Consider the following 23,236-nt stretch of genomic DNA (forward strand, 5'->3'; position numbering starts at 1 on the left):
GGGCGTCAGGTCAGGTGGGCGACGATGCGCTGAGTGGCTGAGAGGCGGGCGGCCTCGATGACGGTCAGCGTGTCGATCACGCTCTCCGGGTCCACGGGCGGTGGCGCGCCCTCGCGCAGCGCCGCCGCCACACCCCGGTAGAAGTCCAGGTACGACCCTGTCTCGGTCCGCACGGCGCGATGGGCGTCCTCCGTGCCGAGCAGGCCCCAGCTCCCCTCGTCGTCCTCTCCGAACTCGGGCGAGTCGGGCGCCATCCCCGCCCGCAGCCGCTCCTCCTGCGGGTCCATCCCGAGCTTCACGTACGCCGCCGAAGATCCCAGCACCCGGAACCGGGGCCCGCGAAAGGCGGACACCGAGCTCATCCACAGGTGCGACCGCGCGCCGCCCGCGTGCGTCAGCGCGATGAACGTGTCGTCGTCGGAGGCCACGCCCGCACGCCGCACGTCACTCTCGCAGTAGACCTCACGGACGGGCCCGAGCAGCTGCAGGGCCTGGTCGACGAGGTGGCTGCCCAGGTCGTAGAGCAGCCCGCCGATCTCCTCCGCGCCCCCGGTCTCCCGCCAGCCGCCCTTGGGCGCCGGCCGCCACCGCTCGAACCTCGACTCGAACCGCAGCACCTCACCCAGCCGCCCCTCCTCGACCAGGCTCCGCACGGTCCGGAAGTCGCCGTCCCACCGGCGGTTCTGGTAGACGGTCAGCATGAGGCCGCGCTCCTTGGCCAGCCAGACCAGCTCGCGCCCCTCCTCGGCGGTCCTGGCCAGGGGCTTGTCCACGACGACGGGGAGACCGTGGGTGAGCGCGGCCGTGGCCGTGGTCACGTGGGTCCTGTTGGGCGAGGCGACCACGACGAGGTCACACCGGCCCCACAGCTCCTCCACGTCGGGCACCGGGGCCGCGCCGTACTTCTCGGCCACCTCGGCCTGCCGGGCGGCGTTCCTGGTCACGACGGCCGCCAGGCAGAGCCCTGGGGTGGCATGGATGAGAGGGGCGTGGAAGTACGCCCCCGCGGTGCCATAGCCGACCAGCCCGACCCGGAGTTCGCTCATTTGCCCAGGCTATCCCCGGGACGGGGGTCAGTCCTCGTCCCGCTCGGCGAGGAAGGCCTCGAACTGGGCGGCGAGCTCGTCACCCGTAGGCATCGGCGTGGTCTCGGCCATGAGGTTCTCGCGTTCGGCGCCCGCGGCGAAGGCGTCGTACTGCTGCTCCAGCCCCGTGATCGCCGTGGAGAGCTCGGTGGAGGCGCTGATCTGCTCCTCGATCTCCGTCGTCGTACGGCGGGCCGCGTCGCGCAGCGACTCCATCGGGAACACCAGCCCCGTCCCCCTCGTCACGGCCTCCAGGCCGGTCACGGCGGCGGTCGGGTATTCGGCCTGCGACAGATAGTGCGGCACGTGGATCGCATACCCCAGCGCGTCGCGGCCCTGCGCCCCCAGTCGCAGCTCCAGCAGCGCCGCCACGCTCCCCGGCACCTGGACGCGCCCGAACGCGCTCGTCTGGGCGTTGATCAGCTCAGGCCGGCTGGCGTGCATCGTGATGCCGAGCGGCCGGGTGTGCGGAACCGCCATCGGGATGCCGTGCAGCGTCACCAGCTTGCTCACGCCCAGCCGCGCCACCAGGTCCGACACGGCCCGGGTGAACAGCTCCCACTCCCGGTCCGGCTCGGGCCCGCTCATCACCAGGAACTCCGTCCCTGTCGCGTCTTTGGCGACGTGAACGGCCAACTCCGGGCTCTCGCACTCGACCCAGCGATCGGTGTCGAAGGTCATGATGGGCCGGCGAGAGCGGTAGTCGAGCAGCCGGTCCACGTCGAACGTCGCCACGACCCGGTGCTCCAGCTCGGCCAGCACATGGCCCAGCGCGAGGTGTCCGGCGCTCCCCGCGTCGACAAAACCGTCGAAGTGGTACAACAACACCGGATCGGGTAGCTCGGGCACGTCATCGGCGAGCTTGTAGAGATCCGTCGGGTCGAACACGGTTGGACAGCCTTTCCCTAGGTACTCATCTCCAGAACCTACGGCGCGTCGGAACGATTCCGCGTAGAGACGGACGGAACGATTCCGTGCAGGGCACCCTATCGAGGCACAATGGGACGCATGGACCGGGACCCGGAACTCGATGAGTCGGTGACCAGGATGTTCGACCTGGCCAGGGCGGGCGACACGGAGGCGCTGCGCGCGTGTGTGGAGGCCGGGGGGCCGGTCAACCTGACCAACGGCAAAGGTGACACTTTGCTGATGCTGGCGGCTTACTACGGTCACGCCGAGACTGTACGGATGCTTGTCACGTGCGGCGCCGATCCCAACGTGATCAACGGCCGCGGGCAGACACCGCTCGCGGGCGCGGTCTTCAAGAAGGAGTCCGCAGTGGTCAGAGCGCTGCTGGACGCGGGCGCCGATCCGAACGCGGGTGCGCCGTCGGCTTTGGACACGGCGCGAATGTTCGCAAATGACCAATTTATCCAGTGGTTCACGGCATCGTGATTCATAATATGAAATAAGCTTCAATGGTATTGAAGTTGTCGACTGTGGCCTTACGGGCAGTCTGTAGTCATGCTGGGGACGTGGTGAATTCTGCGCACCCCTTCAGTAGGCGACCACTCCACATTCCTCCGCTGCCGTGCCCGTTCCCCAATGAGATCAACGTCCATGCGGCGGAGGTCACCGTGGAGAGTCAGGCATGGGTGGCCGCCTCCAACATGCTTCCCAGCGCCGACTCCATCGAACACTTCAGCCGCTCGGAGCTCGGCCACCTTCCGGCACGGACCAACCCCACCGTTCCGCGCGACAGTCTCCGGCTGATCACCGACTGGTACTTCTGGCTCTGGGCCTTCGACGACGGGTTCTGCGAGAGCGAGCTCATGGGCCGTCGGACCGCCGCGGTCGCCCGCGCGCTGCCGTCGCTCCTGGAGAGCCTCGAGGGAAACAGAGGCCCGGAGCCCGGCGACGCGTTCGGCCTCGCCCTCAAGCAGCTCATGGACCGCATCTCCGCGATAGCCACCCCCGAACAGCTGGACCGGTGGAGGAGCGCGGTGAAGGAGTACTTATTCGCCCAGATCTGGGAGGCGGCGAACCGCGAGGCCGATCTGATCCCGACTCCCGAGGATTATCTCCTGATGCGCCGCACCACCGGCGCCACGTACACCTGCTTCGCGCTCATCGACATCGGCGGCGGCTACCGGATCGAGACCGAGGACTGGTACCACCCCGACGTGCGCGCCCTCTCCGACCTGGCATGCGACCTCGTCGGCTGGGACAACGACCTGCTCTCGTATGCCAAGGAGCGCCGCGCCGACAAGGCCCGGCACAACCTCGTGACCGTGCTGGCGACCCACAAGTCGCTCTCCCTGCAGGACGCGCTGCTCGAGGTCGCCCGCATGCACGACGAGGCGATCGCCGCGTTCGTCGACCGGCGCGCGGCCATGATGAGGTGGGCTCCGCCGCCGGTGCTCAACTATGTGCGCGGTCTCGAACACTGGGTCCGCGGCCACATCGAGTTCTCGTTCGGCAGCGCACGCTTCGTGCACGCCTGGCCGGACGACACCCGCTGGCCGCAGGCCGGCTGAGGCCCCAGGTCATTTGCTGTCGAGGGCGTCCAGCTCGCCCAGCGCGAGCGCGGACGCCTCCTCGAGGTCGAACCGGGCGCCCTCTTCGAAAGCGCTCTTGTAGGCGAGCTCACCCATCCGCCGCACGCACTCTCTGATGCACGCGTTGTGGTCGTCGGACAGGAACGGCGCGCCCAACTGCGGCAGGCCGGCCGATCTCCAATTCTGCTGCAGCGCCCCCAGCAGCCGGGCGGCCTGCGGTAGCCGGTCCAGGGTCACGAAGATCCGTGCCGCGGACTCCAGCGCCAGCAAGGTACCGAGAGTGTCGTGGAAGTGCAGTTTGATGCGCAGCCCCTCCCTGACGCTCTGCAGCGCCTCCTCGGGCCGGTTGGTCGCGAGCTTGGCGCCCGCCAGCGCCCACTGCGCGTGCGAGCTCAACCAGAGCTCGCCGCGCTCCCTGCATACCAGCAGGCAGTCCTGCAGCAGCGACTCGGCTTCGTAGAACTCCCCCTGGGCGGTCAGCACGATGGACAATTCGACGATGGCGGGCAGCAGGCCGGGGTTGAGCTCCTTGTTGTCGGTGTTGAACTCGATCGCCACGCCCAGCAGCGCGCTCGCCTTCTGCATGTCGCCCTGGAGCATGGCCGCGGTGCCCTGCATCTTGGAGGCCAGGATCACTGCCCGGGAGTCGCCCACCTGGACGGCCTCGGAGCTGCACTTCTCCGCGGCCGATTGGCCTCCGACGCTGTCGCCCTGGGAGTTGCGCACGTAGGCGAGCACCCAGAGCGCCTTGCACCGTTCTCTGCTCGGGCCGGGGTTGGCTTCCAGCGCCCGCTCGAGGTAGAGACGCCCCTCGCGGGCGAATCCGCAGCAGACCCACATGAACCAGAGGGACGACAGCAGCGTCAGGGCCAGCGACTGCTTGCCTGGCGTCTTCAGAGCGTAATCGAGGGCGATCCGGACGTTGTGGTGCTCCTGGCGCATGCGGACGAACCAGTAGATCTGCCGCGGCCCCGACCAGGCCTCCTCACCGCGCTTGGCCAGGCTGAGGTAGTACTCCAGATGCCGCTGGCGCATCTGCTCGGTCTGCCCGAGCTTGTCGAGCCACTCCTCGCCGTACTCGGCCAGGGTGTCGATCAGCTTGTAGCGCAAACCGGCTTCGTGGTTCCTGATCAGCAGGACGGACTTCTCGACCAGGTTCGAGATGAGCTCGGTGATGCGCTCGGCTGACAGGCGCCCGTCAGAGCAGACGAACCGGGCCGCGTCCAGCTCGAAGTCGCCCGCGAACACCGACAGGCGCGCCCACAGCAGCCGTTCCGCGGGCTCGCACAGCTCGTGACTCCACCCGATGGCCGCCCGCAGCGTCTGGTGCCTCGGCAGCGCCGTCCGGCTCGCGCCCGCCAGCAGGCTGAACCGGTCGGCCAGCAGCCCGAGTATCTGCTCCACGGACAGCGCCCGCAGCCGAACGGCCGCCAGCTCGATCGCGAGCGGGATCCCGTCGAGCCTGCGGCACAGCTCGGCCACGGGGCCGATGTTGTTCTCGTCGAGCACGAAGTCCGGCACGCTGGCCCCGGCCCGCGCCGCGAACAGCTGCACGGACTCGTTCGTGAACAGGCTCTCGCCCGGGTCGTCGCCCGGCACCTGAAGCGGCGGCACCGGCATGACGTGCTCGTACGGCAGGTTCAGCGACTGCCGGCTGGTGGCCAGCACCTTCAGGTTGGGCGCCGCCTCCAGCAGCTCGTGGACCAGCTCGGCGCACCCGGACACCAGGTGCTCGCAGGTGTCGATGATGAGCAGCATGTCGCGCTCGCCCACCCACTCGGCCAGCGACTCCGACTCCGCGCGCGAGGACTGGTCGGCGATGCCGAGCGCGGAGGCGATGGTCTGCTTGACCATGCCCGCGTCCTGCAGCCGCCCGAGATCGGCGAACCACACGCCGTCGGGATAATGCGAGCGCACCTGATGCGCCAGCCGCAGCACCGTGCGGGACTTGCCGACACCCCCGATGCCCGTCACGGTCACCAGGCGGGACTCGCTGAGGTGCCGTTTGAGGGTGGCGAGGAGACGCGTCCGGCCCACGAAGCTGGTGAGCTCCGCCGGCAGATTGCCTTCTCGCCGCCAGCCTGTCGGGGTGGACATGGGCAGCCTCACGGGGGGTAGGCGACACCTGCCTTCGCATCGTACCGCCGCAGCAATCGCCTGTCTTTGGACCTGTGAACACGCTCGGTGCAGGTTTGTGCGCCTGGGTAGCATGTTGGGCGTGAGCGAATTTCTACCGGAGCAGACGGCGGACGACACGGACGAGGGCTGGGGCGACTGGCGCGAGGCCGACCCGGACGCCTTCTACCTGGACAACAAGCCCCCGCACTGGGCCTAGGCCCCCCGGGCGACCATGACACGATCCCCCGAGCACGTCCTGCGCACCGCCACCCCCGCCGACTACGACGCCATAGCCGCCGTCGTCGACGACTGGTGGGGCCGCCCGGTCCTGCCGTCCCTGCCCAGGCTCTTCCTCGATCACTTCCACCGGACGAGCCTGATCGCGGAGAGCCCGGCGGGCATGGCGGGGTTCCTGATCGGCTTCCTCTCCCCCTCGGAGCCGGACGAGGCGTACATCCACTTCGTCGGCGTCTCGCCCGAGGCCAGGCACGCCGGCGTCGCCCGCACCATGTACGAGCGCTTCTTCGAGCTGGCCCGCCGGCACGACCGGCGCGTCGTGAAAGCCATCACCGCGCCCGTCAATCAGGCGTCCATCGCGTTCCACCGCCGCATGGGGTTCGAGGCCGGCGACCCGGTGCCCGGCTACAACGGCCCCGGGACGAGCCTGGTGACCTTCGTGCGTCACTTTGCGTGACGCTTAGCGCACGATCGGTATGCGTTCCCGGAATTGGGGGAATGGCAGACCACGATCACGTGCGCAAGGAGGATCGGGTGGCCGAACGTCCCCAGCAGTTGCGGCTGGCCGGTGAGCTGGTCGCCGAGTTCGCCGGGACCATGGTGCTCATCCTGTTCGGCGTCGGCGTGGTCGCGCAGGTGGTCGCCGCCAAGCTCGGCGACCACGACAGCATCGCCTGGGCCTGGGGGATCGGGGTCGCGCTCGGCGTCTACGTGGCGGGCCGGACCACGGGCGCGCACCTCAATCCGGCCGTCACGCTGGGGTTCGCGGTCTTCCGCGGGTTCGACTGGGGCAAGGTCGTCCCGTTCGCGCTGGCGCAGACGGCCGGGGCCTTCGCCGGGGCGCTCATCGTGCGGTGGAACTACACCGAGGCGCTGGCCATGGTGGACCCCGGGCACACGATCAAGACCCAGGGCGTCTTCTCCACCCTGCCGGGCAACGGCACGCTGCCGGTGACCCAGCTGGGCGCGCTCCGCGACCAGATCATCGGCACCGCCATCCTCCTCTTCGTCATTTTCGCCCTGTCGGACACCGCCAACATGGCCCCCAGCGCCAACCTCGGCCCCGTCGTCATCGGCCTGCTCATCGTCGGCATCGGCATGGCCTTCGGCGCCGACGCCGGTTACGCGATCAACCCGGCGCGCGACTTCGGGCCGCGCCTGGCGAGCTTCATCACCGGGTACGGCACCGCGTGGCGAGACCAGCGCGGCGGCCTGTACTTCTGGGTGCCGATCGTGGGCCCGCTGATCGGCGGGGTCATCGGGGCCGGCCTGTATCAGGTGTGCATCGCCCGGTTCCTCCCGCCGGGCATGGACCGCGACACCGTGAAGCCGTCGGACGCCTGAGCAGAAGCCCTGGGTCTAGCTCACCACGTCCTTGCGCCGGAACCGCCGGAAGGCGATCGCGATGAGGATGGCCGCGTACGTCACCGACACCGCCGCGCCCTTGGTCATGCCGCTCCAGTCCAGCTCCGGCGCCAGGGCGTCGAGCCAGGCGTTGTTCCAGAACGTGGGCAGGAACTCGCGCAACCCCCCGAGCGCCTCGACGGCCTGCAGGATGTTGGAGACGATCCAGAGGCCGACCGCGCCGCCCACCGCGCCCAGCGGCGAGTCGGTCATGGTGGAGATCAGAAAGGCCAGGGCGGCCACCACGAGCTGGCTGACGAGGGCGTACCCGATGACGATGCCGAAGCGCGGCAGCACGTCCAGCGCCGGGATCGTCTCGCCCGTGCCGGGCACCTGGATGTCGTTCCAGCCGAAGGCCAGCGTCCCCGCGAGCAGCGCCATCAGCGGCAGGCAGATCACCGCCGCGGCCGAGTAGCCCAGCGCCACGATCAGCTTCTGCCGCAGCAGCCGGTCGCGGGGGACCGGCGCGGCCAGCAGGTAACGCAGTGACGACCAGTTGGCCTCGCTCGCCACGGTGTCGCCGCAGAACAGCGCGACCGCCACCACCAGCAGGAAACTGGCCGACAGCGACAGGACGAAGGCGGCGAAGTTCAGGCCGCTCGCCGCCGCCAGGTCGTAGATGCGCAGCGACGACCGCTCCTGCTCGCTGGGCTCCGGCCCGAACTGGAACGCGATCACCAGGATCCACGGCAGCGCCAGCAGCAGCCCGAACATGACCACCGTCCGCCGCCGCTTGAACTGCCTGACGATCTCCACGCGCAGCGGCAGCGTGCGGTGGGCCGCGTAGCCCGTGGCGGCGGTCATGACTTGTCTCCGATGAGGTCGAGGAACACGTCTTCCAGGCGCGGCCCGTGCCCGTTCCCGTTCCCGGCGATCGTGGCCGCCGTGAGCAGCTGCGACACCGGGCCGGTGGAGACCAGCCGTCCCCGGTGCATGACCACCACGTGGCTGCAGGTCTGCTCCACCTCGGCGAGCATGTGGCTGGAGACGATCACGGTACGGCCGTCGCGCGCGTAGCGCTTGAGCACCTCGCGCATCTCCCGGATCTGGGGCGGGTCGAGCCCGTTCGTGGGCTCGTCGAGCACCAGCAGGTCCGGCAGCCCCAGCATGGCCTGGGCGATGGCGAGCCGCTGGCGCATGCCCTGCGAGTACGTGCGGACGGCCCGGTCCAGGGCCTTGCCGAGGCCGGCGATCTCCAGCGCCTCGTCGAAGTGCGCGTCGGCGGCCGGTCGCCCGGTGGCGGCCCAGTACAGCTTGATGTTGTCCCGCCCGGACAGGTGCGGCAGGAACCCGGGCCCCTCGACGAAGGACCCCAGCCTGGACAGCACGGGCGCCCCGGGCGTGACGAGGTCGCCGAAGATGCGGATCTCGCCGCCGTCCGGCTGGATGAGGCCCATCATCATGCGCATGGTGGTCGTCTTGCCCGCGCCGTTCGGCCCCAGGAGGCCGAGGACCTGGCCCTGCTCGACGCGGAACGACAGCCCGTCGACGGCCAGCTCACCGTTCCGGTACGCCTTGGTCAGCCCCGTGATCTCCAGCGGGACGTCCTTGTCGCCGATCGCCCGGCCCGGCTGCGGCTGCCCGTCGGTCACCGGAGCGAGGGGTGCCCGGGTGCGGCGGCCGGTGACCAGCAGGACGGCGGCGACGACCAGGGCGGCCAGCGGCATGGCCCACACCCACCACGCCACCCCGGTCGGGGGAGCGGCGAGCGTGCGCACCGTCGGCACGGCCAGCGCGGGAGAGGCGAGTGAGACCTGGTACGTGGCCGGCGCGGCGGGGGTCGCGTAGCCCATGTCCGTCGTGGTCACCACCAGGCGGAGCCGGTGGCCCGCGGCGAAGCGGTAGTCGACGGCGGGCAGGGTGACCGTGGCCGCCACGCTGCCCGCGCCGTCGGGGATGGTCACCCTGATCGGCGCCACCAGCCCGGCGGGCAGGATCGGCAACTGGGTGCCGTCGGCCACGTCGTAGAGCTTGGCGAACAGCGTCGCGTCGCCCTTGCCCGACACCTTGATCCTGACCGTGGAGCTGCCGGTGAGCTGGAGCGGGGTGGTGAGCGGCCGCGACTCGAACGCGGCGCTCTGACCAGGCATGTCGATCGACACGCCGGCGCCGCCCTGGCCGCCGCCGGTCAGCAGGCCGCCGACGCCGGGCACCGTCGAGATCGAGGCGGGCGAGCCGCCCGGCGGGTTGACGACGTTCTGCTCGGGGCCGTTCAGCTGCACGGTGGTGGTGTCGGTGCCCCCCAGGCCGGGGTAGGAGCCGGCCTCCGGGTGCAGGCGGACGCGCTGGCGGGTGCCGGGGTCACGGCCGCCGTCACGGGTGACCGTGAACGGGCTCACCGCCGGAGCCGACTTGTCGCCCTTGAGATAGCGCGCGAACCAGGCCGAGGACTGCTCGGACACCCAGTCGGCCTCGCCGTTGCCGCCGTCGTGCCCGCCGTCGAACCAGGCCAGGCTCACCGGGGTGCCCGTCGCGGCGATCGCCTTGGCGGTGGCGTCGGCGTGGCCCAAGGGGAACAGCGAGTCGCGCTGGCCCTGGATGAGCAGGGTCGGCGCCTTGATCCGGCCGGCCACGGTGATCGGGCTCGACTTGCGCAGAAGGTCGACGGCCTCGGGCGTGGCCCGGCCGTCCTTGGCGACCTGCTGGTAGACGTCGCAGATGGCGGGCAGGAACCGGCCGCAGCGCGCCTGCTCAGGGGTCAACGGCCCGGCGGCGGCCTGCCGCTGCCCCTGCAGCGCGAAGGTGTCCAGGGAGACGCCCTGGCCGAAGAAGATCCCTGCCCACATGCGCTTGAAGACCCCGCTCGTGGCGGTCGTGGCCCCGGCGGGGGCCGCGTTGGGGAAGAGCGCGTCGGACAGGTCGGACCAGGTGATCTGGGGCACGATCGCGTCGACCCGCTGGTCCAGGGCCGCCGTCATCAGCGCGATGGCGCCGCCGTACGAGCCGCCCGCGATGCCCACGCGCGGGTCGTTCGCGGCGTCGAGCTGGACCTCCGGCCGCTTGGCCAGCCAGTCGATCAGCTGCTTGACGTCCTTGACCTCGTAGTCGGGGGAGTTGAGCGCGATCTCGCCGGTCGAACGGCCGAAGCCGCGCGCCGACCAGGTCAGCACCGCGTAGCCCTGCCGGGCGACGCGGAGGGCCTGCTCCCGCACGCTCTGCTTGCTGCCGCCGAAACCGTGGGCGATCAGCACGGCCGGCGCCTTCCCGCCCCCCGGGGGCGGGAAGAAGCTCGTATCGAGCTCCACCCGTTGGTCGTCGGCGGGTCCGTCGACGACGGTTATCCTCTGGTCCTGGGCCCGCACCGCAGGAGCCGACGGCCACACCAGCCACGCCGTCACCCCGATGAGGGCGAGTGCCGCAACCAGCGCGGCCACACGCTTCATGACGGTGAGCCTACTTTCCGCACCCTGAGAGATCCCTGAGATCGGCGGCCCCGGCCGGAAAACCAGCGGCGGTAAGATCAGGAGCCCGCCTACGCTCCCTTCATGGACTATCTGGACGTCAATCGGGCCAACTGGAACGCGCGGGTCCCCATCCACATCGCCAGCGACTTCTACGACGTCGAAGGCTTCAAGGCGGGCAAGATCGTGATCAGGTCGTTCGAGCGGGACGAGGTCGGCGACGTGTCCGGCCGCAGCCTGGTGCACCTGCAGTGCCACTTCGGCCTGGACACCCTCTCCTGGGCCAGGCTCGGCGCCGAGGTGACCGGCCTCGACTTCTCGGAGGCCGCCATCGAGCAGGCCAGGGGCATCGCCGCCGAATGCGGCATCCCCGCCCGGTTCGTCACCGCCGACGTCTACGACGCGGTCGAGGCGCTCGGCGGGGCCACGTACGACATCGTCTACACCGGCATCGGCGCGCTGGTGTGGCTGCCCGACCTCACCCGCTGGGCCCGGACCGTGGCCCGCCTGCTCAAGCCGGGCGGGTTCCTCTACCTCGCAGAGCTGCACCCGTACGCCGACATCCTGGACGACGAGACGGGCACCACCGTCACCCATGACTACTTCGAGAAGGGACCCCACGTCTGGGAGTACCCGCACACCTACACCGGCAGCGAGGTCCTCGAACACCAGACCTCCGTGCAGTTCCAGCACGGCCTGGGCGAGGTGGTCAGCGCGGTGACGGCGGCCGGGCTGCGGGTGGAGTTCCTGCATGAGCACGACCACACCTTCTTCCGGCGCTTCGCCGGCCTGGTCGCGAGCGAGGGGATATACCGGTTCCCGGAGGGCGCCCCCAGGATCCCGCTCGTCTACTCCCTGCGAGCGTCGGCGTAGAGCGGATCTTCGATGACATAGCCCTGCATTGCCCGAGCAACGGCGCAACGCGCGGAACCGTAAGATGCACTCCCGTGAAGTCTCCAGCATCGTTCAAGAAGGCCGCCGCCTGGGCACTGCCGTACTGGACCAGAGGTCAGGCGGGGCGCGAGACGCCGCAGGACCTGTTCAGGGTGCTCTATTTCGGCTGGCTGGTGGCGCTCACGCTCAAGCTGCTCGGCTCGGCGTGGGACGTCTCGTGGCACTTCAAGTGGCTGCGCGACGATCTCGCCCCGCCCCACCTGCTCAACTCCGCCGGCACGGCCGTCGCCCTCGCCCTGACCGTGATCCACGGCTACACGGGCTACGGCGTGGACAAGGCGGCGCTCCGGCTGATCCAGTGGGGGACCGGGATCTTCCTCGTCGCCGTGCCGCTCGACCTGATCAACCATCGCGTCAACGGGCTCGACATCACGTCATGGAGCCCGTCGCACATCATGCTCTACCTCGGCACGTTCTTCATGATCGCGGGCGTGATCCGCGGCTGGTTCATGGGCGCGCCCCCGGGCAGGGAGCGGACCGTGGTGCTGGGCGCGTTCTTCGCGTTCTTCCTGGAGAACGTGCACTTCCCCGAGCAGCACCAGGAGTACGGCACCCTGTCGATCGGCGCCTGGGACAACCACGCGACCTACGCCGAGCCGATCCTGCTGCGGTTCGCGGCCGACCAGATGGGGCGGCCGGTGGACCGTACCATGATGGTGGGCTTCTCCCTGCCGGTGCCCGACTACCTCTATCCCGTCTACGCGGTGGTCGTCGGGCTGGCGGTGCTGGTGGTGGCCAGGCTGATGATCGGCAGGTTCGGCGCCGCGACCCTGGTGGCGGCCGGCTACGTGGGCTTCCGCACGGTGATCTGGCCGCTGCTGACGGTCACCGGGTTCCCGCCGTCGGCGGTGCCGTTCTTCCTGGTCGTCGCGGGGCTCCTGGTTGACCTCGCGTTCCTGGTGCGGATGCCCTACGTACGGGCCGTGCTGGGGTCGATCGGCGGGACGGCCGCCGTCTACGGCGCGCTGGCGGCGCAGAACGCGATCATGGGCGGCGTGTACGGCGCGATCAAGGGCCAGGAAGGGCTGCTCGGCGCGCCCCCGCAGGCCATGTCGTCGGCCGTCTGGGCAGGGCTCGGCCTGCTGATCGTCTGGCTGGCCGTGGAGTGGATCGCGGACAAGCGCGGACATCAGACGATGGAGGCCCGGGTGATCGCGACAGCCACGCCGTAGGCCAGTCCCATCACTCCCACCTCGGCCGCCGCCCATCCCACCAGGGCGGTGGCCCGCCCCCGGCGCACGGCCGGCATCAGGCGGAAGCGGATGTGCGCGGCCAGCGGCACCAGGGCCGCCACCAGCGCCGTCTTGACCAGCACCAGCACGCCGTAGTGGCTGGTCAGGACCGAGTCGGGGAGCGTCACGCCGGGGGTGAGCGCCATCGTGCCGAGCCCGGTGATCAGCCCGGACAGGCCCACCATGAGCAGGCAGACGGTGGCGATCCTGGAGAACCTGGGCAGCACCCGGGCCAGCAGGTCGCCGTGCGGCGCCACGAACACGGCCGTCGCCGCCAGCCCGCCCGCCCACGCCGCCGCGCCCATCACGTGGATCTCCATCGAGATCATGATGGGGTCGTGCCAGACGGAGTTCACGGCGTGCCCGGTGACGGGGATGGGCAGCAGCCCGAACAGCCCCACGATCACCCGCAGCTCGGCGGGCACCTTCTCGCCGAACCGCACGGCCATCAGCCCGATGCCCGCCGCCGCGAGCGCGCACGCCGCGCTGAACAGCAGGCCCTGGCCGGTGCCGACGTCCTCGACGTACGCGGTGATCATCCCGAACGTCGGCACGCGGCCCGGGTTGAGCTCGGCCGTCTGGAACACGATGGTGAGCAGCGCGCAGATCGCCCACGCCCAGGCGGCGATCACCGCCAGCGGCCGCACCCTGAGCATGACGGGCTCCGTACGCTCCGGATCGTCGAACCCGAGCAGCTTGGGCAGCAGGCTCAGGCCGACCACGGCGACGGCCGACAGGTCGAGCAGCACGCGGACGACGGGCAGCCCGACGGAGACCAGCGGGCCCGGCATGGGGATGCCGGGCACGGTCTGCTGCGCGGCGAACGAGCTCGCCGCCACGGCGGAGACGACGGCGCACACGCCGAACGCCCCGACCACCAGCCGACCGCCGATCCGCTGCCGGGGGACGGGAGGCGCGGAAAGGCTCACGCCCGCACTCCTTCGGTGCCGGAGGCGGGCTCCGAGTCCTCGGTGGGGTGCGGGTCCGAGTCGGGCTGGGCGGCCGGGGTGGGGGACGGGGTGGGGGACGGGCCGGAGCGGCGCAGGGCCACGGCCGTGCCCGCCGCCAGCAGTAGCAGCGCGCCCACGATCCACACCACCGCCATGCCCGCCCCGCCGTTGGCGGCCGCCTCGGCGGCCTCCGCGCTGGTGCCCTGAGCCGCCTGCCCGGTGGTGGCGGCGGCGGCCGGAGCCCCGGCGGCGCCGGGGGCGAGGGTGAAGGTGATCTTGCCGGTGACCGGGTGGCCGTCGGACGACAGGATCCGGTAGCCCACCACGTACGACCCTCCGGCCGGCAGCGGCTTGACCCGTACGGAGACCCGCTCGGCCGCCACCACGGCGGACCCGTCCGCCCATGAGGACCCGTCCGCGCCCGTCACGCCCACCTGGGCGTACCCCTGACGCACCGCCTGGTCGAACACCAGCGTCACCGTCGAGGGCGCGGCCGACAGCGTGGCCCCGTCCTTGGGGTCGCTGCTGACCAGCACGTTGTGTGCCTGGGCCGCGGGCGCCGCCAGCCAGGCGGTGGCGAAGGCGAGCAGGAGGATCGTGAGTAGCCGCCTCAAGGGTCAGAACCTTCCAACGAAGACAACGAACCTGTATATGGTCCCATTCATGAAGGACCTGTTCGGCGGCGCGGCCCCCTACTACGCGAAATACCGATCCGGCCACGGCGACCCCGCCATTGAGCACCTGGCCATGACGTTCGGCCGCGACAGCACCGTGCTCGACCTCGGCTGCGGCCCCGGCACGATCGCGATCCCCCTCGCGCGGAGCGTGCGGGAGGTCCTCGCGGTCGATCCCGACGAGGAGATGCTGGCGGAGGGCAGGCGGCTGGCGGCGGACGTCCCGAACGTCCGCTGGATCCGGGGCGACTCCACCAGGCTGCGCGAGCTGCCGGCGTTCGACCACATCGTCATGGGCAGGTCGTTCCACTGGATGGACCGCCGTACGGTGCTGGCCGAGCTGGACGAGCTGCTGCCGCCCGGCGGCGTCGTGGCGATCGTCGGCCCCACCCGCGATCCTCAGGAGGAGCCGTGGGAGCCCGCCATGCGGCGGGTGCGTGACGAGTTCGACGTGAACACGTTCACGGCGAGCAACTCCTACCAGGCCACGGGGGAGCACCCCCACGACGTCCTGGCCGTCTCGCCGTTCAGCGACATGGACTCCACCATGTACGAGGACCGCCTGGTGTACGACCTGAACGCCGTCATCGGCCTGCAGCTCTCCTACTCCTACACGGCCCCCGCCCGCCTCGGCACCCGGGTGGAGTCGTTCAAGGAGGCGGCCAGGAAGGCGCTGGCCGGGCTCAACCGCACAGGCAGATGGGAGCACGTGGCGGTCACCGAGGTGCTGATCGCCCGGCGCCCCCAGAAGTAGGCCCGCAGAAGTAGGCCCGCAGAAGTAGGCCCGCAGAATAGGCCCGCAGAATAGGCCCGCAGAAGTAGGCCCGCGGAAGCAGAGCGCGGGCTAGATGCCCATGGCCCGCCAGATCCGCCCGGTGAACGCGTTGATCAGCCCGATCTCGGCGCACAGCTCCCGCGTCCTGGCCACCGAGTCCCGAATCTCCCGCTTGGCCGCGGGATTGCGCAGGTAGACCTCGGCGACCACGTGGGCGGGGATCCGGAAGCGCCTGATCATCGGCCCTGGTGGGGCCAGCATGATCCGCGCCATCACCCCCAGGACGATCGGGGCCAGCACGCCCAGCATGAGCCGCCGGTACGCGGGCATCCGGGGCACCCGGTCACGCAGGTAATGCCGGGCGAAGGAGATGTGCCGGGCCTCCTCCGCGATGTGGATCCGCATGATGGTCTCTTCCAGCGGATGGTGCGCCCGCCCGTCCTTCAGCACCTTGCGCTGCACGTGATCGATCGGATCCTCGCCGCCCAGCACGAACACGAAGAACAGCTCGGTCGAGACCAGCGGTATCCACGGCGCCACCTGCGCGATCACGGACAGCGGCCCCGGCATCCCCCGGATCGGCATCCGGGTACGGTTCACGAACTCCTGGAACATCATCCCGTGATGTCCCTCTTCGATCGTCTCGTGGTAGACGTACCGGAACTCCGGTGACCCGTTCGGCAGCCGGTAGGCGTAGTTGAGCAGCCCGCGCTTGAGCAGGTTCTCGAACTGCAGCCCGATCTTCATGGCCGTGGCCACCCGCCACAGCCCGATCGCCGCGCGCATCTCGGGCGGGCGGCTGCGGTACCACGGGTGGCCGCCCAGCTTGTCGACCTCGGGCAGTTCCCAGCGCGGGTCGGCCGGGTCCACCCGGAACCCGGGGTCGTCCCACGGGATGTCCCGGTACGGCTCCCAGTGCTTGTCGACCGACGCCTTCGAGAGGCGTTCGATGACCGCATGGTAGGTGCCCCTGCCGGCGACCTGCTGGTCGCGTTCGCGGGCGGCGGTAGAGCGCGGTGCCGATGCCATCGCGTGCTCCTCTCCTCGCCCTCTAATTGTACGGAGCATCCAATAGCGCCGGAAGGGGAAGAGTCACAGCTTTTCGGGGGATATCCCGAGCTCGGCGGCGGCGGCCGTCCGGATCAGCACGTTCACCCGGCGCCTGGACAGCACCTTGGCGTGCACGTGCGTCTGGATCGCGAGCCCGTCGACGAGCGAGAGGATCCGCCACGTGGCGTCGTCGGAGTCGTCGCACTTGAACTCGCCGCACGCCACGCCGGCCTCGATGATCCCGCGTAAGAGCATCCGGCCCTGGTGGTCGATGCGCCGTGAGATCTCCTCGACCTCCGCGTTGCGCATCGCCTCGGACCACGCGTCGATCCACAGCCGCCATCCCTCGGTGGGGATCGCCGGGGAGCAGAGCCTGAGCAGGGTACGCAGGCGTTCGAGCGGCGTGCCCGTGGACTGCTCGATGTCGGCGAGCGCGTTGAGATGCAGACGTGCGGCGTAGGTGAAAGCCTGGGCGAAAAGGCGTTCCTTGGTCTCGAAGTGGTAGAAGAGCAGCGCCTGACTGACGCCGGCAGCTCTTGCGATGTCAATTGTCCGGGTACGCCCGAACCCCTGCTCTGCGATGACCTCGCAGGCGGTCTTGAGTAAATCCTCGCGCCTTAATCGGCTGAACCCTGATGACACAGCGCGTAGCTCACCTCCGGTAGCTCGAACAAGGTCAAAAAGCCTGTCATACCCAGGTTCAGTCCTGCCGTATCGGTATGCGCAGAACGAAGCGGGCCCCGACGTCCGAATCCTCGATCTTGAGAGTGCCCTGGTGGAGCCGGGCGATCTCGCGGGCGATCGACAGGCCGAGTCCGGTGCCGCCGGCGTCGCGGCTGCGCGAGGCGTCCAGCCTGGTGAAGCGCCTGAAGACGACCTCGCGCTGCTCGGGCGCGATGCCCGCGCCGTCGTCGAGGACCTCCAGCACGGCCTTGCCGTTCCGTCGCACGGTCACGAGGATCGTGCTGTCGGCGTGCCGCTCGGCGTTGTCCAGCAGGTTCGTCAGCAGTCGCGCCAGCCTGAGCCGGTCGCCCATGACGACCACGCCGGGCTGCAGGCTCGTGATGACCTTCTTCGAGCGCGGCCTGGTGGTCTCGCCGGCGACCAGCTCTGCCAGGTCAACGGGTTCGAACGCCGCGGGGGCGCCCGCGTCGAGCTTGGCCAGCGTCAGCAGGTCGGTGACGATGTTCTGCAGCCGGTTGAGGCTGGCCATCAGCCTGTTGCCGGTGTCGCACCAATCGGTCTCCTGAGGGGCGAGCATGGCCGCCTCGAGCTCGGCCCGCATGGCCGTGATCGGGCTGCGCAGGTCGTGGGAGGCATCGGAGGCGAACCTGCGCTGCTGCTCGATCGCGGCCTCCATCTGCGCCAGCATCCGGTTGGCGGCCTCCGCGAGCGCCTTGACCTCGTCGGCGTTCTCCGGGACCGGCACGCGCATGGTCTCCTCACGCTGGGTGATCTCGATCAGCCGCTCGGTGATCTCGTTCACCGGCGCGAGTGTCCTGGCCACGACCTTGGACACGCCGAACCAGGTGATCATGACCAGCAGCACGGACATGCCGGCCGCGGATCCGATGGCGGCCGGGCTGACGTACCAGGGCACGGTGGAGTTGAAGGCATAGACGAGCCACGCGCCATCGGCCCGGTCGACGCGGGAGACGACCATGATCTGGCACTCGCCGTGGAACTGCGGCAGGCCGCACACCTCGTCGATCCGTTCGCTCCTGACTGGGTCCGGCAGCGTCCGGGACAGGCGCGGCGACCCGGCCAGGTTGGGCGTCGAGGCCGCCACCTGCCCGGCCGGGCCGATGACCTGGACGCCCTTCAGGGGGAGGTCGACGACGGGGGTCAGCTCGTACTGCTTGATCCAGTGGATCGGGCGCCGTGAGGTGGCGACCAGCTCTCTCGTACGGATGTCGGTCGCCGCGTCGTGTGCCACCCACAAGATGGCCGCGCCGGCCATCAGGCACAGCAGAGCCATCGCGACGCTGGCCCACAGAGCCAGCCGCGCGCGAATGGACTTACCCAGCCGTGCGATCACCTCAATCCCCCCGTAATCAGGTGATCACAGTACGTGCCTCTATCTCCAATTATGGGAGATACGACGGCAAATCACGCTATGGATCCCTAGAACGGCGCTCTATGCGCCGTTCCAGGGGTCTGGTTAGAGTAAGTGGGCCAAAAGTAAGTGGGCGCTGATGCCAAGGAGCCGATGTGAACCTTGCTGACTACCGGCGCGCCGCCAGGGCCTGGCTGCAGGAGAACGCTCCGACGGACGACGCGCCGGAGACGGACGCGATCGCCAGGGCCAAGGAGTTCATGGCCAGGCTCCACGACGCCGGCTACTCCGGCATCACCTGGCCCCGGCAGTGGGGCGGCCAGGGGCTGACGCAGGCGGAGGAGCGCGCGTTCGCCGCCGAGGCCCGGGGCTACGCGCTCCCCACGTACGTCTTCTCGATCGGCCTCGGCATGACCGGGCCGACGCTGGTCGACCGGGGCACCGACGCGCAGCGCGAGCGGTTCCTCAGGCCGCTGCTGCGCGGCGAGGAGATCTGGTGCCAGCTGTTCTCCGAGCCTGGTGCCGGCAGTGACGTGGCCAGTCTGCAGACGAAGGCCGAGCGCGACGGAGCTCGCGGCGACCACTGGATCGTCAACGGGCAGAAGGTGTGGACCTCGGTCGCCCATCACGCCGACTGGGGCCTGCTGCTGGCCCGCACCGACGTGGACGTGCCCAAGCACAAGGGCCTGACCATGTTCGTGGTGGACATGCACCACCCGGGGGTGACGGTCAGGCCGCTCAAGGACATGAGCGGCAGGTCCAGCTTCAACGAGATCTTCTTCGACGACGTCCCCATCCCCGACGAGCACCGCGTCGGCGAGGTGAACGACGGCTGGAGCGTGGCCGTCACGACGCTGCTGCACGAGCGGCTGTCGATCTCGGCGGGCGTCGGCATGGGCGGCGAGAAGGACGACCCGACCGCGCTGGAGGCGCTGCGCCAGGTGGTCGACACCGAGGATCCGCTGGTCCGCGACGAGCTCGTGGAGCTGCACATCCGCAGCCGCGCCCTGGCGCTGTTCAACCAGCGGCTGGCGCAGGAGACCGAGGCGGGGATCTTCCCCGGCGCGCGGGGCAGCGCGGCGAAGCTGCTGCTGGCCGAGCTGACCATGTTCCGGGCCGACCTGGCCACCCGGCTCGTGGGGCCGGAGGCCGTGCTGGGCGACCACCCGCTCGCGCACGCGATCTCCCTGGCCCCCGCCATGTCGCTGGGCGGCGGCACCAACGAGATCATGCGTAACATCGTGGGCGACCGCGTGCTCAACCTGCCGCCGGAGCCGAGGGTGGACAAGAACGTGCCGTTCAAGGAGCTGAAGGTGGGGACGCAGGGGTGAAGCTCGTACTCGATGAGGAGCAGCGGCAGCTCCGCGACGCCGTGCGTGACTTCCTGCGCACCGCCTCGCCGCTGCCCAAGGTGCGCGACGGCTACGACCCGCAGGTGTACGCCAGGCTCAACGGCGAGCTCGGCCTGTCAGGGTTGATCATCCCCGAGGAGTACGGCGGCGCGGGCGCGGGCATGGCCGAGCTGGCGGTCGCCCTGGAGGAGACGGGCGCGGCACTGCTGCCGGGGCCGTTCCTGGCCACCGCCTTCGCCACGATCGCCCTGACGGGCACGCCCGACAAGGAGCTGCTCGCCGCGATCGCCGAGGGCCGGATCACGGCCACGCTCGCCCGAGACACCCTCGACCACGACGGCGCGACCGTGCGCGGCACGCCGGCGCAGGTGCTCAGCGGCATGGAGGCGGACGTGCTGGTGGCGCCCGCGCGCAGCGGCGAGGAGATGGTCCTCGTGGCCGTGGAGCTGGCCAGGCCCGGCGTCACCAGGACCGCGCTGGAGACGCTCGACCTGACGCGCGGCCAGGCGCGAGTGGCGCTGGAGGGGGCGCCCGCCCGCGTGCTGGGCCCGGCGCCGCAGGCCGGCGACCGGCTGTGCGTCGCGCTGGCGGCCGAGCAACTCGGCGTGATGCGGGCGGCGCTGGACGCCATCGTGGCCTACGCCAAGATCCGCGTCGCGTTCGGCCGGTACATAGGCTCGTACCAGGGCGTCAAGCACAAGCTCGCCGACATGCACGCCAAGCTCGAACAGGCCGAGTCCATCGTCAGATACGCGGCCTGGGCCGCCGACGAATCGCCGGACGACCTGCCCGAGGCCGCCGCCCTCGCCCAGGCGTACGTCGGCCGCGCCTGCTTCGAGGTGGCCCGCGACCACCTGCTGCTGCACGGCGGCGTCGGTTTCACCTGGGAGCACGACGCGCACCTCTACTACAAGCGGGCCAAAGCGGACGAGGTACTGCTCGGCCCGCCCCGCATCCACCGCGCCCGCCTCGCGCAGCTGTTGGAGCTCTAATGGATGTCGATCAGTTGCCGGGCTTCTACGCCATTGCCGCCGCCGATCCCGGTCGCCGTGCGTTGATCGACTCCGACGGCACGGAGACGTCCTACGGCGAGCTGCTCGCCCGGGTCAACCAGGTGTCGCACGGCCTCAGGGCGCGCGGGCTCGTCGCCGGCGACGTGGTGGCGGGCGTGCTGCCCAACGGCATCGACGCCATCGTCATGATCACGGCGACCGCGCAGATCGGCCTCTACTACGTGCCGATCAACTGGCATCTGACGGCGTCCGAGGTGGCGTACATCCTGGACGACTGCGACGCCAAACTCGTGGTCACCGGCCCCGGCTTCGCCGTGCCGGGAGCGGAGACCGGGACGGCGGGGCTGGCCGAAGGGCAGCCCACTGACGCGCCCGGCGAGCGGACGTCCGGGGCGGTCATGTGGTACACCTCCGGCACCACGGGCTTCCCCAAGGGCGTGCAGCGGCCGCTGTCCGGCATGGTGCCCGAGCAGATGATCCCGGCGTACAGGTGGTTCCTCGGCGAGGTCGTGGACCTGCGGCCGGGCGACGACGTGCATCTCGTGACCTCGCCGATGTACCACTCGGCGCCGTGCGCGCACACCCAGTTCGCGCTCCACCTCGGGCACACCGTGGTCATCGCGCCCAAGTTCGACCCGGTGACCATCCTCGAGCTCATCGAGCGGCATCGGGTGACCAACGCGATGATGGTGCCGACCATGTTCCACCGCATGCTGCAGCTGCCGGAGGAGGTCAGGACCAAGTACGACGTGTCGAGCCTGCGCCAGGTCATCCACACCGGCGCCGCCTGCCCGGTCTCGGTCAAGCAGCAGATCATGGACTGGTGGGGCCCGGTGCTGTACGAGTACTACGGCTCCACCGAGTCGGCCATCGCGTTCGCGGTCAAGCCGCAGGAGTGGCTCGCCAGGCCGGGCACCGTGGGCAGGCCCGTGCCCATGTTCGAGGCCAAGATCGTCGATGAGGCGGGCGTGGAGCTGCCGCCCCGCGAGCCGGGCATGATCTACGTCAAGTCCGGCATGGGCACGTTCGAGTACCACAAGGACCCGGAGAAGACCGCGGCCAGCATGCTGGGGGAGTGGTATTCGCCGGGTGACATCGGCTTCATGGACGAGGACGGCTATCTCTTCCTGTGCGACCGGCGGACCGACCTGATCGTCTCCGGCGGGGTCAACATCTACCCCGCCGAGATCGAGGCCGCCCTGCTCGAGCACCAGGCGGTGGCGGACGTGGCCGTCATCGGCGTGCCCGACGAGGAGTGGGGCCACAACGTGGTCGCCCTCGTCCAGCCCGCCGAAGGCGTCACGCCCGGTCCGCAGCTCACCGCCGAGCTGCTGGAGCACTGCGGGCCGCGCATCGCCAGGTTCAAGCATCCGAAGGTGATCGAATACCGCTCACCGCTGCCGCGCACGCCCACGGGCAAGATGTCGCGCACCAAGGTGCGGGAGGACTACCTGTCGGAGCTGTGAAGGCGGGGACCCGCCGCCCGCCGGTAGCGCTCGGACAGCTTCAGCACGGCCTCGGCCAGCTCCGGCGGGTCGAGCACCTCGAAGTCCACGCCGACCATCCCGATCCACACGGCCATCCCCTCCAGGTCGTCGCCGCCCAGCCTGAGCAGGCAGGTGGCCTCGTCCACCGGCTCCACCTCCAGCCCCAGCGGCAGCGCCTTCACCTGCCCGGCCGGGGCGTGCAGCAGCACCGTGCCGCGGTGGCGCCACATCGCCGTGTTGACGCCCCGCTCCACGAACGTCGCCACGTCGCCGTTCCCGGGCAGCTCGCGCGGGGTGAACCTGGGCCCGGCCGGTGTGCGCGGACGCACCCTGTCCACCCTGAACGTGCGCCAGCCCTGCCGCTCGACGTCGTATCCCACGAGGTACCAGCGACCGCGCCGGTGCACCAGGCGGTGCGGCTCCACGTTCCGCACGGTCGTCTCACCCTCGTGGCCGGTGTAGTCGAAGCGGAGCCGCTCGTGGTCGCGGGCCGCGTTCGCGATCGTGGTCAGCACCTCGGGCGGCACCGACGGGACGTTGCCGGGGATCTGCACGGTGTAGGAGTTGAGCGCGCTCACCCGGCGGCGCAGCCGGGACGGGAGCACCTGCTCGAGCTTGGCCAGGGCGCGTACGGAGGTCTCCTCGATGCCCTCCACGCCGCCGCCCGCCGCCCTGCCGAGCCCGACCGCGACGGCGACGGCCTCCTCGTCGTCGAGCAGCAGCGGCGGCAGCGCGGCCCCCGCGCCCAGCCGGTAGCCGCCCGCGACCCCCGGCGTGGCGTGCACGGGATAGCCGAGCGAGCGCAGGCGCTCGACGTCGTTACGGATCGTCCTGGTGGAGACCCCGAGCCGGGCGGACAGCTCGGGGCCCGTCCATTCCCGGTGCGCTTGGAGGAGGGAGAGGAGCTTCAGCAGGCGGGCCGAGGTTTCCAGCATGGAGACCAGTGTGCC

Annotated in this window: 21 protein-coding genes; 10 read left to right on the plus strand and 11 right to left on the minus strand. The window is 70.4% G+C overall.

Annotation, left to right across the window (positions count from 1 at the left end; all coding sequences use genetic code 11):
- Positions 1-5: 5 nt before the first annotated feature.
- Together ABD830_RS48365 and ABD830_RS48370 are read right to left on the minus strand one after the other, a co-directional pair.
- The gene (locus tag ABD830_RS48365) at positions 6-1,046 is read right to left on the minus strand and encodes a Gfo/Idh/MocA family oxidoreductase (RefSeq protein WP_345002350.1); all 1,041 of its coding nucleotides are present in this window, start codon (positions 1,044-1,046) and stop codon (positions 6-8) included.
- A 27-nt stretch (positions 1,047-1,073) separates the two neighbouring features.
- On the minus strand, positions 1,074-1,973 hold the full coding sequence (locus ABD830_RS48370; protein WP_345002351.1) for a proteasome assembly chaperone family protein: 900 nt from the start codon (positions 1,971-1,973) through the stop codon (positions 1,074-1,076).
- 111 nt (positions 1,974-2,084) lie between these two features.
- Here ABD830_RS48370 and ABD830_RS48375 point away from each other — a divergent pair, with 111 nt between their 5' ends.
- Together ABD830_RS48375 and ABD830_RS48380 are read left to right on the plus strand one after the other, a co-directional pair.
- Positions 2,085-2,480, plus strand: a complete 396-nt coding sequence (locus ABD830_RS48375) for an ankyrin repeat domain-containing protein (protein ID WP_378520750.1) — start codon at positions 2,085-2,087, stop codon at positions 2,478-2,480.
- A 182-nt stretch (positions 2,481-2,662) separates the two neighbouring features.
- On the plus strand, positions 2,663-3,562 hold the full coding sequence (locus ABD830_RS48380) for a terpene synthase family protein (protein WP_345002353.1): 900 nt from the start codon (positions 2,663-2,665) through the stop codon (positions 3,560-3,562).
- Between the two features lie 9 nt (positions 3,563-3,571).
- On the opposite strand, the gene ABD830_RS48385 is transcribed toward ABD830_RS48380, so the two are convergent.
- Entirely contained in the window at positions 3,572-5,680 is a 2,109-nt protein-coding gene (locus ABD830_RS48385) for an ATP-binding protein (RefSeq protein WP_345002354.1), read from the minus strand.
- 253 nt (positions 5,681-5,933) lie between these two features.
- Here ABD830_RS48385 and ABD830_RS48390 point away from each other — a divergent pair, with 253 nt between their 5' ends.
- Entirely contained in the window at positions 5,934-6,395 is a 462-nt protein-coding gene (locus ABD830_RS48390; RefSeq protein ID WP_345002355.1) for a GNAT family N-acetyltransferase, read from the plus strand.
- 41 nt (positions 6,396-6,436) lie between these two features.
- A complete protein-coding gene (locus ABD830_RS48395; RefSeq protein ID WP_345002356.1) occupies positions 6,437-7,282 on the plus strand; it encodes an MIP/aquaporin family protein in 846 nt (281 codons plus the stop codon).
- Between the two features lie 15 nt (positions 7,283-7,297).
- Here the strand turns inward: ABD830_RS48395 and ABD830_RS48400 are convergent, their stop codons facing one another.
- Entirely contained in the window at positions 7,298-8,146 is an 849-nt protein-coding gene (locus tag ABD830_RS48400) for an ABC transporter permease (RefSeq protein WP_345002357.1), read from the minus strand.
- Positions 8,143-10,725, minus strand: coding sequence for a CocE/NonD family hydrolase (locus ABD830_RS48405; RefSeq protein WP_345002358.1), 2,583 nt, complete (start codon positions 10,723-10,725; stop codon positions 8,143-8,145). Before ABD830_RS48405 ends, ABD830_RS48400 begins: the two co-directional genes overlap by 4 nt.
- A 102-nt stretch (positions 10,726-10,827) precedes the next feature.
- Between ABD830_RS48405 and ABD830_RS48410 the strand changes: the two genes are divergently transcribed.
- Both ABD830_RS48410 and ABD830_RS48415 read left to right on the plus strand, forming a co-directional pair.
- Positions 10,828-11,616, plus strand: a complete 789-nt coding sequence (locus ABD830_RS48410) for a class I SAM-dependent methyltransferase (RefSeq protein ID WP_345002359.1) — start codon at positions 10,828-10,830, stop codon at positions 11,614-11,616.
- A 74-nt stretch (positions 11,617-11,690) separates the two neighbouring features.
- Positions 11,691-12,869 carry a hypothetical protein gene (locus ABD830_RS48415; protein ID WP_345002360.1) on the plus strand — a complete coding sequence of 393 codons (1,179 nt, stop codon included), beginning with the start codon at positions 11,691-11,693 and terminating at the stop codon, positions 12,867-12,869.
- Here the strand turns inward: ABD830_RS48415 and ABD830_RS48420 are convergent.
- Both ABD830_RS48420 and ABD830_RS48425 read right to left on the minus strand, forming a co-directional pair.
- Positions 12,827-13,858, minus strand: a complete 1,032-nt coding sequence (locus ABD830_RS48420) for a copper resistance D family protein (RefSeq protein ID WP_345002361.1) — start codon at positions 13,856-13,858, stop codon at positions 12,827-12,829. The genes ABD830_RS48415 and ABD830_RS48420 overlap by 43 nt on opposite strands.
- Positions 13,855-14,493, minus strand: a complete 639-nt coding sequence (locus ABD830_RS48425) for a copper resistance CopC family protein (RefSeq protein WP_345002362.1) — start codon at positions 14,491-14,493, stop codon at positions 13,855-13,857. Before ABD830_RS48425 ends, ABD830_RS48420 begins: the two co-directional genes overlap by 4 nt.
- 49 nt (positions 14,494-14,542) lie before the next feature.
- Here ABD830_RS48425 and ABD830_RS48430 point away from each other — a divergent pair, with 49 nt between their 5' ends.
- Positions 14,543-15,307 (plus strand): class I SAM-dependent methyltransferase, encoded by a 765-nt coding sequence (locus ABD830_RS48430; protein WP_345002363.1) that lies wholly within the window; start codon positions 14,543-14,545, stop codon positions 15,305-15,307.
- 90 nt (positions 15,308-15,397) lie between these two features.
- Here the strand turns inward: ABD830_RS48430 and ABD830_RS48435 are convergent, their stop codons facing one another.
- From ABD830_RS48435 to ABD830_RS48445, 3 genes are all read right to left on the minus strand, one after another.
- On the minus strand, positions 15,398-16,357 hold the full coding sequence (locus tag ABD830_RS48435) for an AurF N-oxygenase family protein (RefSeq protein ID WP_345002364.1): 960 nt from the start codon (positions 16,355-16,357) through the stop codon (positions 15,398-15,400).
- Between the two features lie 63 nt (positions 16,358-16,420).
- Positions 16,421-17,020 (minus strand): TetR/AcrR family transcriptional regulator, encoded by a 600-nt coding sequence (locus ABD830_RS48440; protein ID WP_345002365.1) that lies wholly within the window; start codon positions 17,018-17,020, stop codon positions 16,421-16,423.
- Between the two features lie 58 nt (positions 17,021-17,078).
- Complete coding sequence (locus tag ABD830_RS48445; protein WP_345002366.1) at positions 17,079-18,416, minus strand: sensor histidine kinase; 1,338 nt, start codon at positions 18,414-18,416, stop codon at positions 17,079-17,081.
- 173 nt (positions 18,417-18,589) lie between these two features.
- Between ABD830_RS48445 and ABD830_RS48450 the strand changes: the two genes are divergently transcribed.
- Genes ABD830_RS48450 through ABD830_RS48460 form a run of 3 tightly spaced genes read left to right on the plus strand, consistent with a single transcriptional unit; the run spans position 18,590 to position 22,265 of the window.
- Positions 18,590-19,765 carry an acyl-CoA dehydrogenase family protein gene (locus ABD830_RS48450; RefSeq protein ID WP_345002367.1) on the plus strand — a complete coding sequence of 392 codons (1,176 nt, stop codon included), beginning with the start codon at positions 18,590-18,592 and terminating at the stop codon, positions 19,763-19,765.
- A complete protein-coding gene (locus tag ABD830_RS48455) occupies positions 19,762-20,778 on the plus strand; it encodes an acyl-CoA dehydrogenase family protein (protein WP_345002368.1) in 1,017 nt (338 codons plus the stop codon). The genes ABD830_RS48450 and ABD830_RS48455 overlap by 4 nt, the downstream gene beginning before the upstream one ends.
- On the plus strand, positions 20,778-22,265 hold the full coding sequence (locus ABD830_RS48460; RefSeq protein ID WP_345002369.1) for an AMP-binding protein: 1,488 nt from the start codon (positions 20,778-20,780) through the stop codon (positions 22,263-22,265). Before ABD830_RS48455 ends, ABD830_RS48460 begins: the two co-directional genes overlap by 1 nt.
- Here ABD830_RS48460 and ABD830_RS48465 read toward each other — a convergent pair.
- Complete coding sequence (locus ABD830_RS48465; protein WP_345002370.1) at positions 22,247-23,221, minus strand: helix-turn-helix transcriptional regulator; 975 nt, start codon at positions 23,219-23,221, stop codon at positions 22,247-22,249. The genes ABD830_RS48460 and ABD830_RS48465 overlap by 19 nt on opposite strands.
- Positions 23,222-23,236: the final 15 nt, after the last annotated feature.

It is taken from the genome of Nonomuraea helvata, assembly GCF_039535785.1.
Taxonomy (GTDB): domain Bacteria; phylum Actinomycetota; class Actinomycetes; order Streptosporangiales; family Streptosporangiaceae; genus Nonomuraea; species Nonomuraea helvata.

What these genes read in the sequence shown, in the direction of transcription:
- ABD830_RS48365 (WP_345002350.1), bottom strand. Translation starts at nt 1,046, where the DNA reads ATGAGCGAACTCCGGGTCGGGCTGGTCGGCTATGGCACCGCGGGGGCG.
- ABD830_RS48375 (WP_378520750.1), top strand. Translation starts at nt 2,085, where the DNA reads ATGGGACGCATGGACCGGGACCCGGAACTCGATGAGTCGGTGACCAGG.
- ABD830_RS48385 (WP_345002354.1), bottom strand. Translation starts at nt 5,680, where the DNA reads ATGTCCACCCCGACAGGCTGGCGGCGAGAAGGCAATCTGCCGGCGGAG.
- ABD830_RS48390 (WP_345002355.1), top strand. Translation starts at nt 5,934, where the DNA reads ATGACACGATCCCCCGAGCACGTCCTGCGCACCGCCACCCCCGCCGAC.
- ABD830_RS48395 (WP_345002356.1), top strand. Translation starts at nt 6,437, where the DNA reads ATGGCAGACCACGATCACGTGCGCAAGGAGGATCGGGTGGCCGAACGT.
- ABD830_RS48400 (WP_345002357.1), bottom strand. Translation starts at nt 8,146, where the DNA reads ATGACCGCCGCCACGGGCTACGCGGCCCACCGCACGCTGCCGCTGCGC.
- ABD830_RS48405 (WP_345002358.1), bottom strand. Translation starts at nt 10,725, where the DNA reads ATGAAGCGTGTGGCCGCGCTGGTTGCGGCACTCGCCCTCATCGGGGTG.
- ABD830_RS48410 (WP_345002359.1), top strand. Translation starts at nt 10,828, where the DNA reads ATGGACTATCTGGACGTCAATCGGGCCAACTGGAACGCGCGGGTCCCC.
- ABD830_RS48430 (WP_345002363.1), top strand. Translation starts at nt 14,543, where the DNA reads ATGAAGGACCTGTTCGGCGGCGCGGCCCCCTACTACGCGAAATACCGA.
- ABD830_RS48435 (WP_345002364.1), bottom strand. Translation starts at nt 16,357, where the DNA reads ATGGCATCGGCACCGCGCTCTACCGCCGCCCGCGAACGCGACCAGCAG.
- ABD830_RS48460 (WP_345002369.1), top strand. Translation starts at nt 20,778, where the DNA reads ATGGATGTCGATCAGTTGCCGGGCTTCTACGCCATTGCCGCCGCCGAT.
- ABD830_RS48465 (WP_345002370.1), bottom strand. Translation starts at nt 23,221, where the DNA reads ATGCTGGAAACCTCGGCCCGCCTGCTGAAGCTCCTCTCCCTCCTCCAA.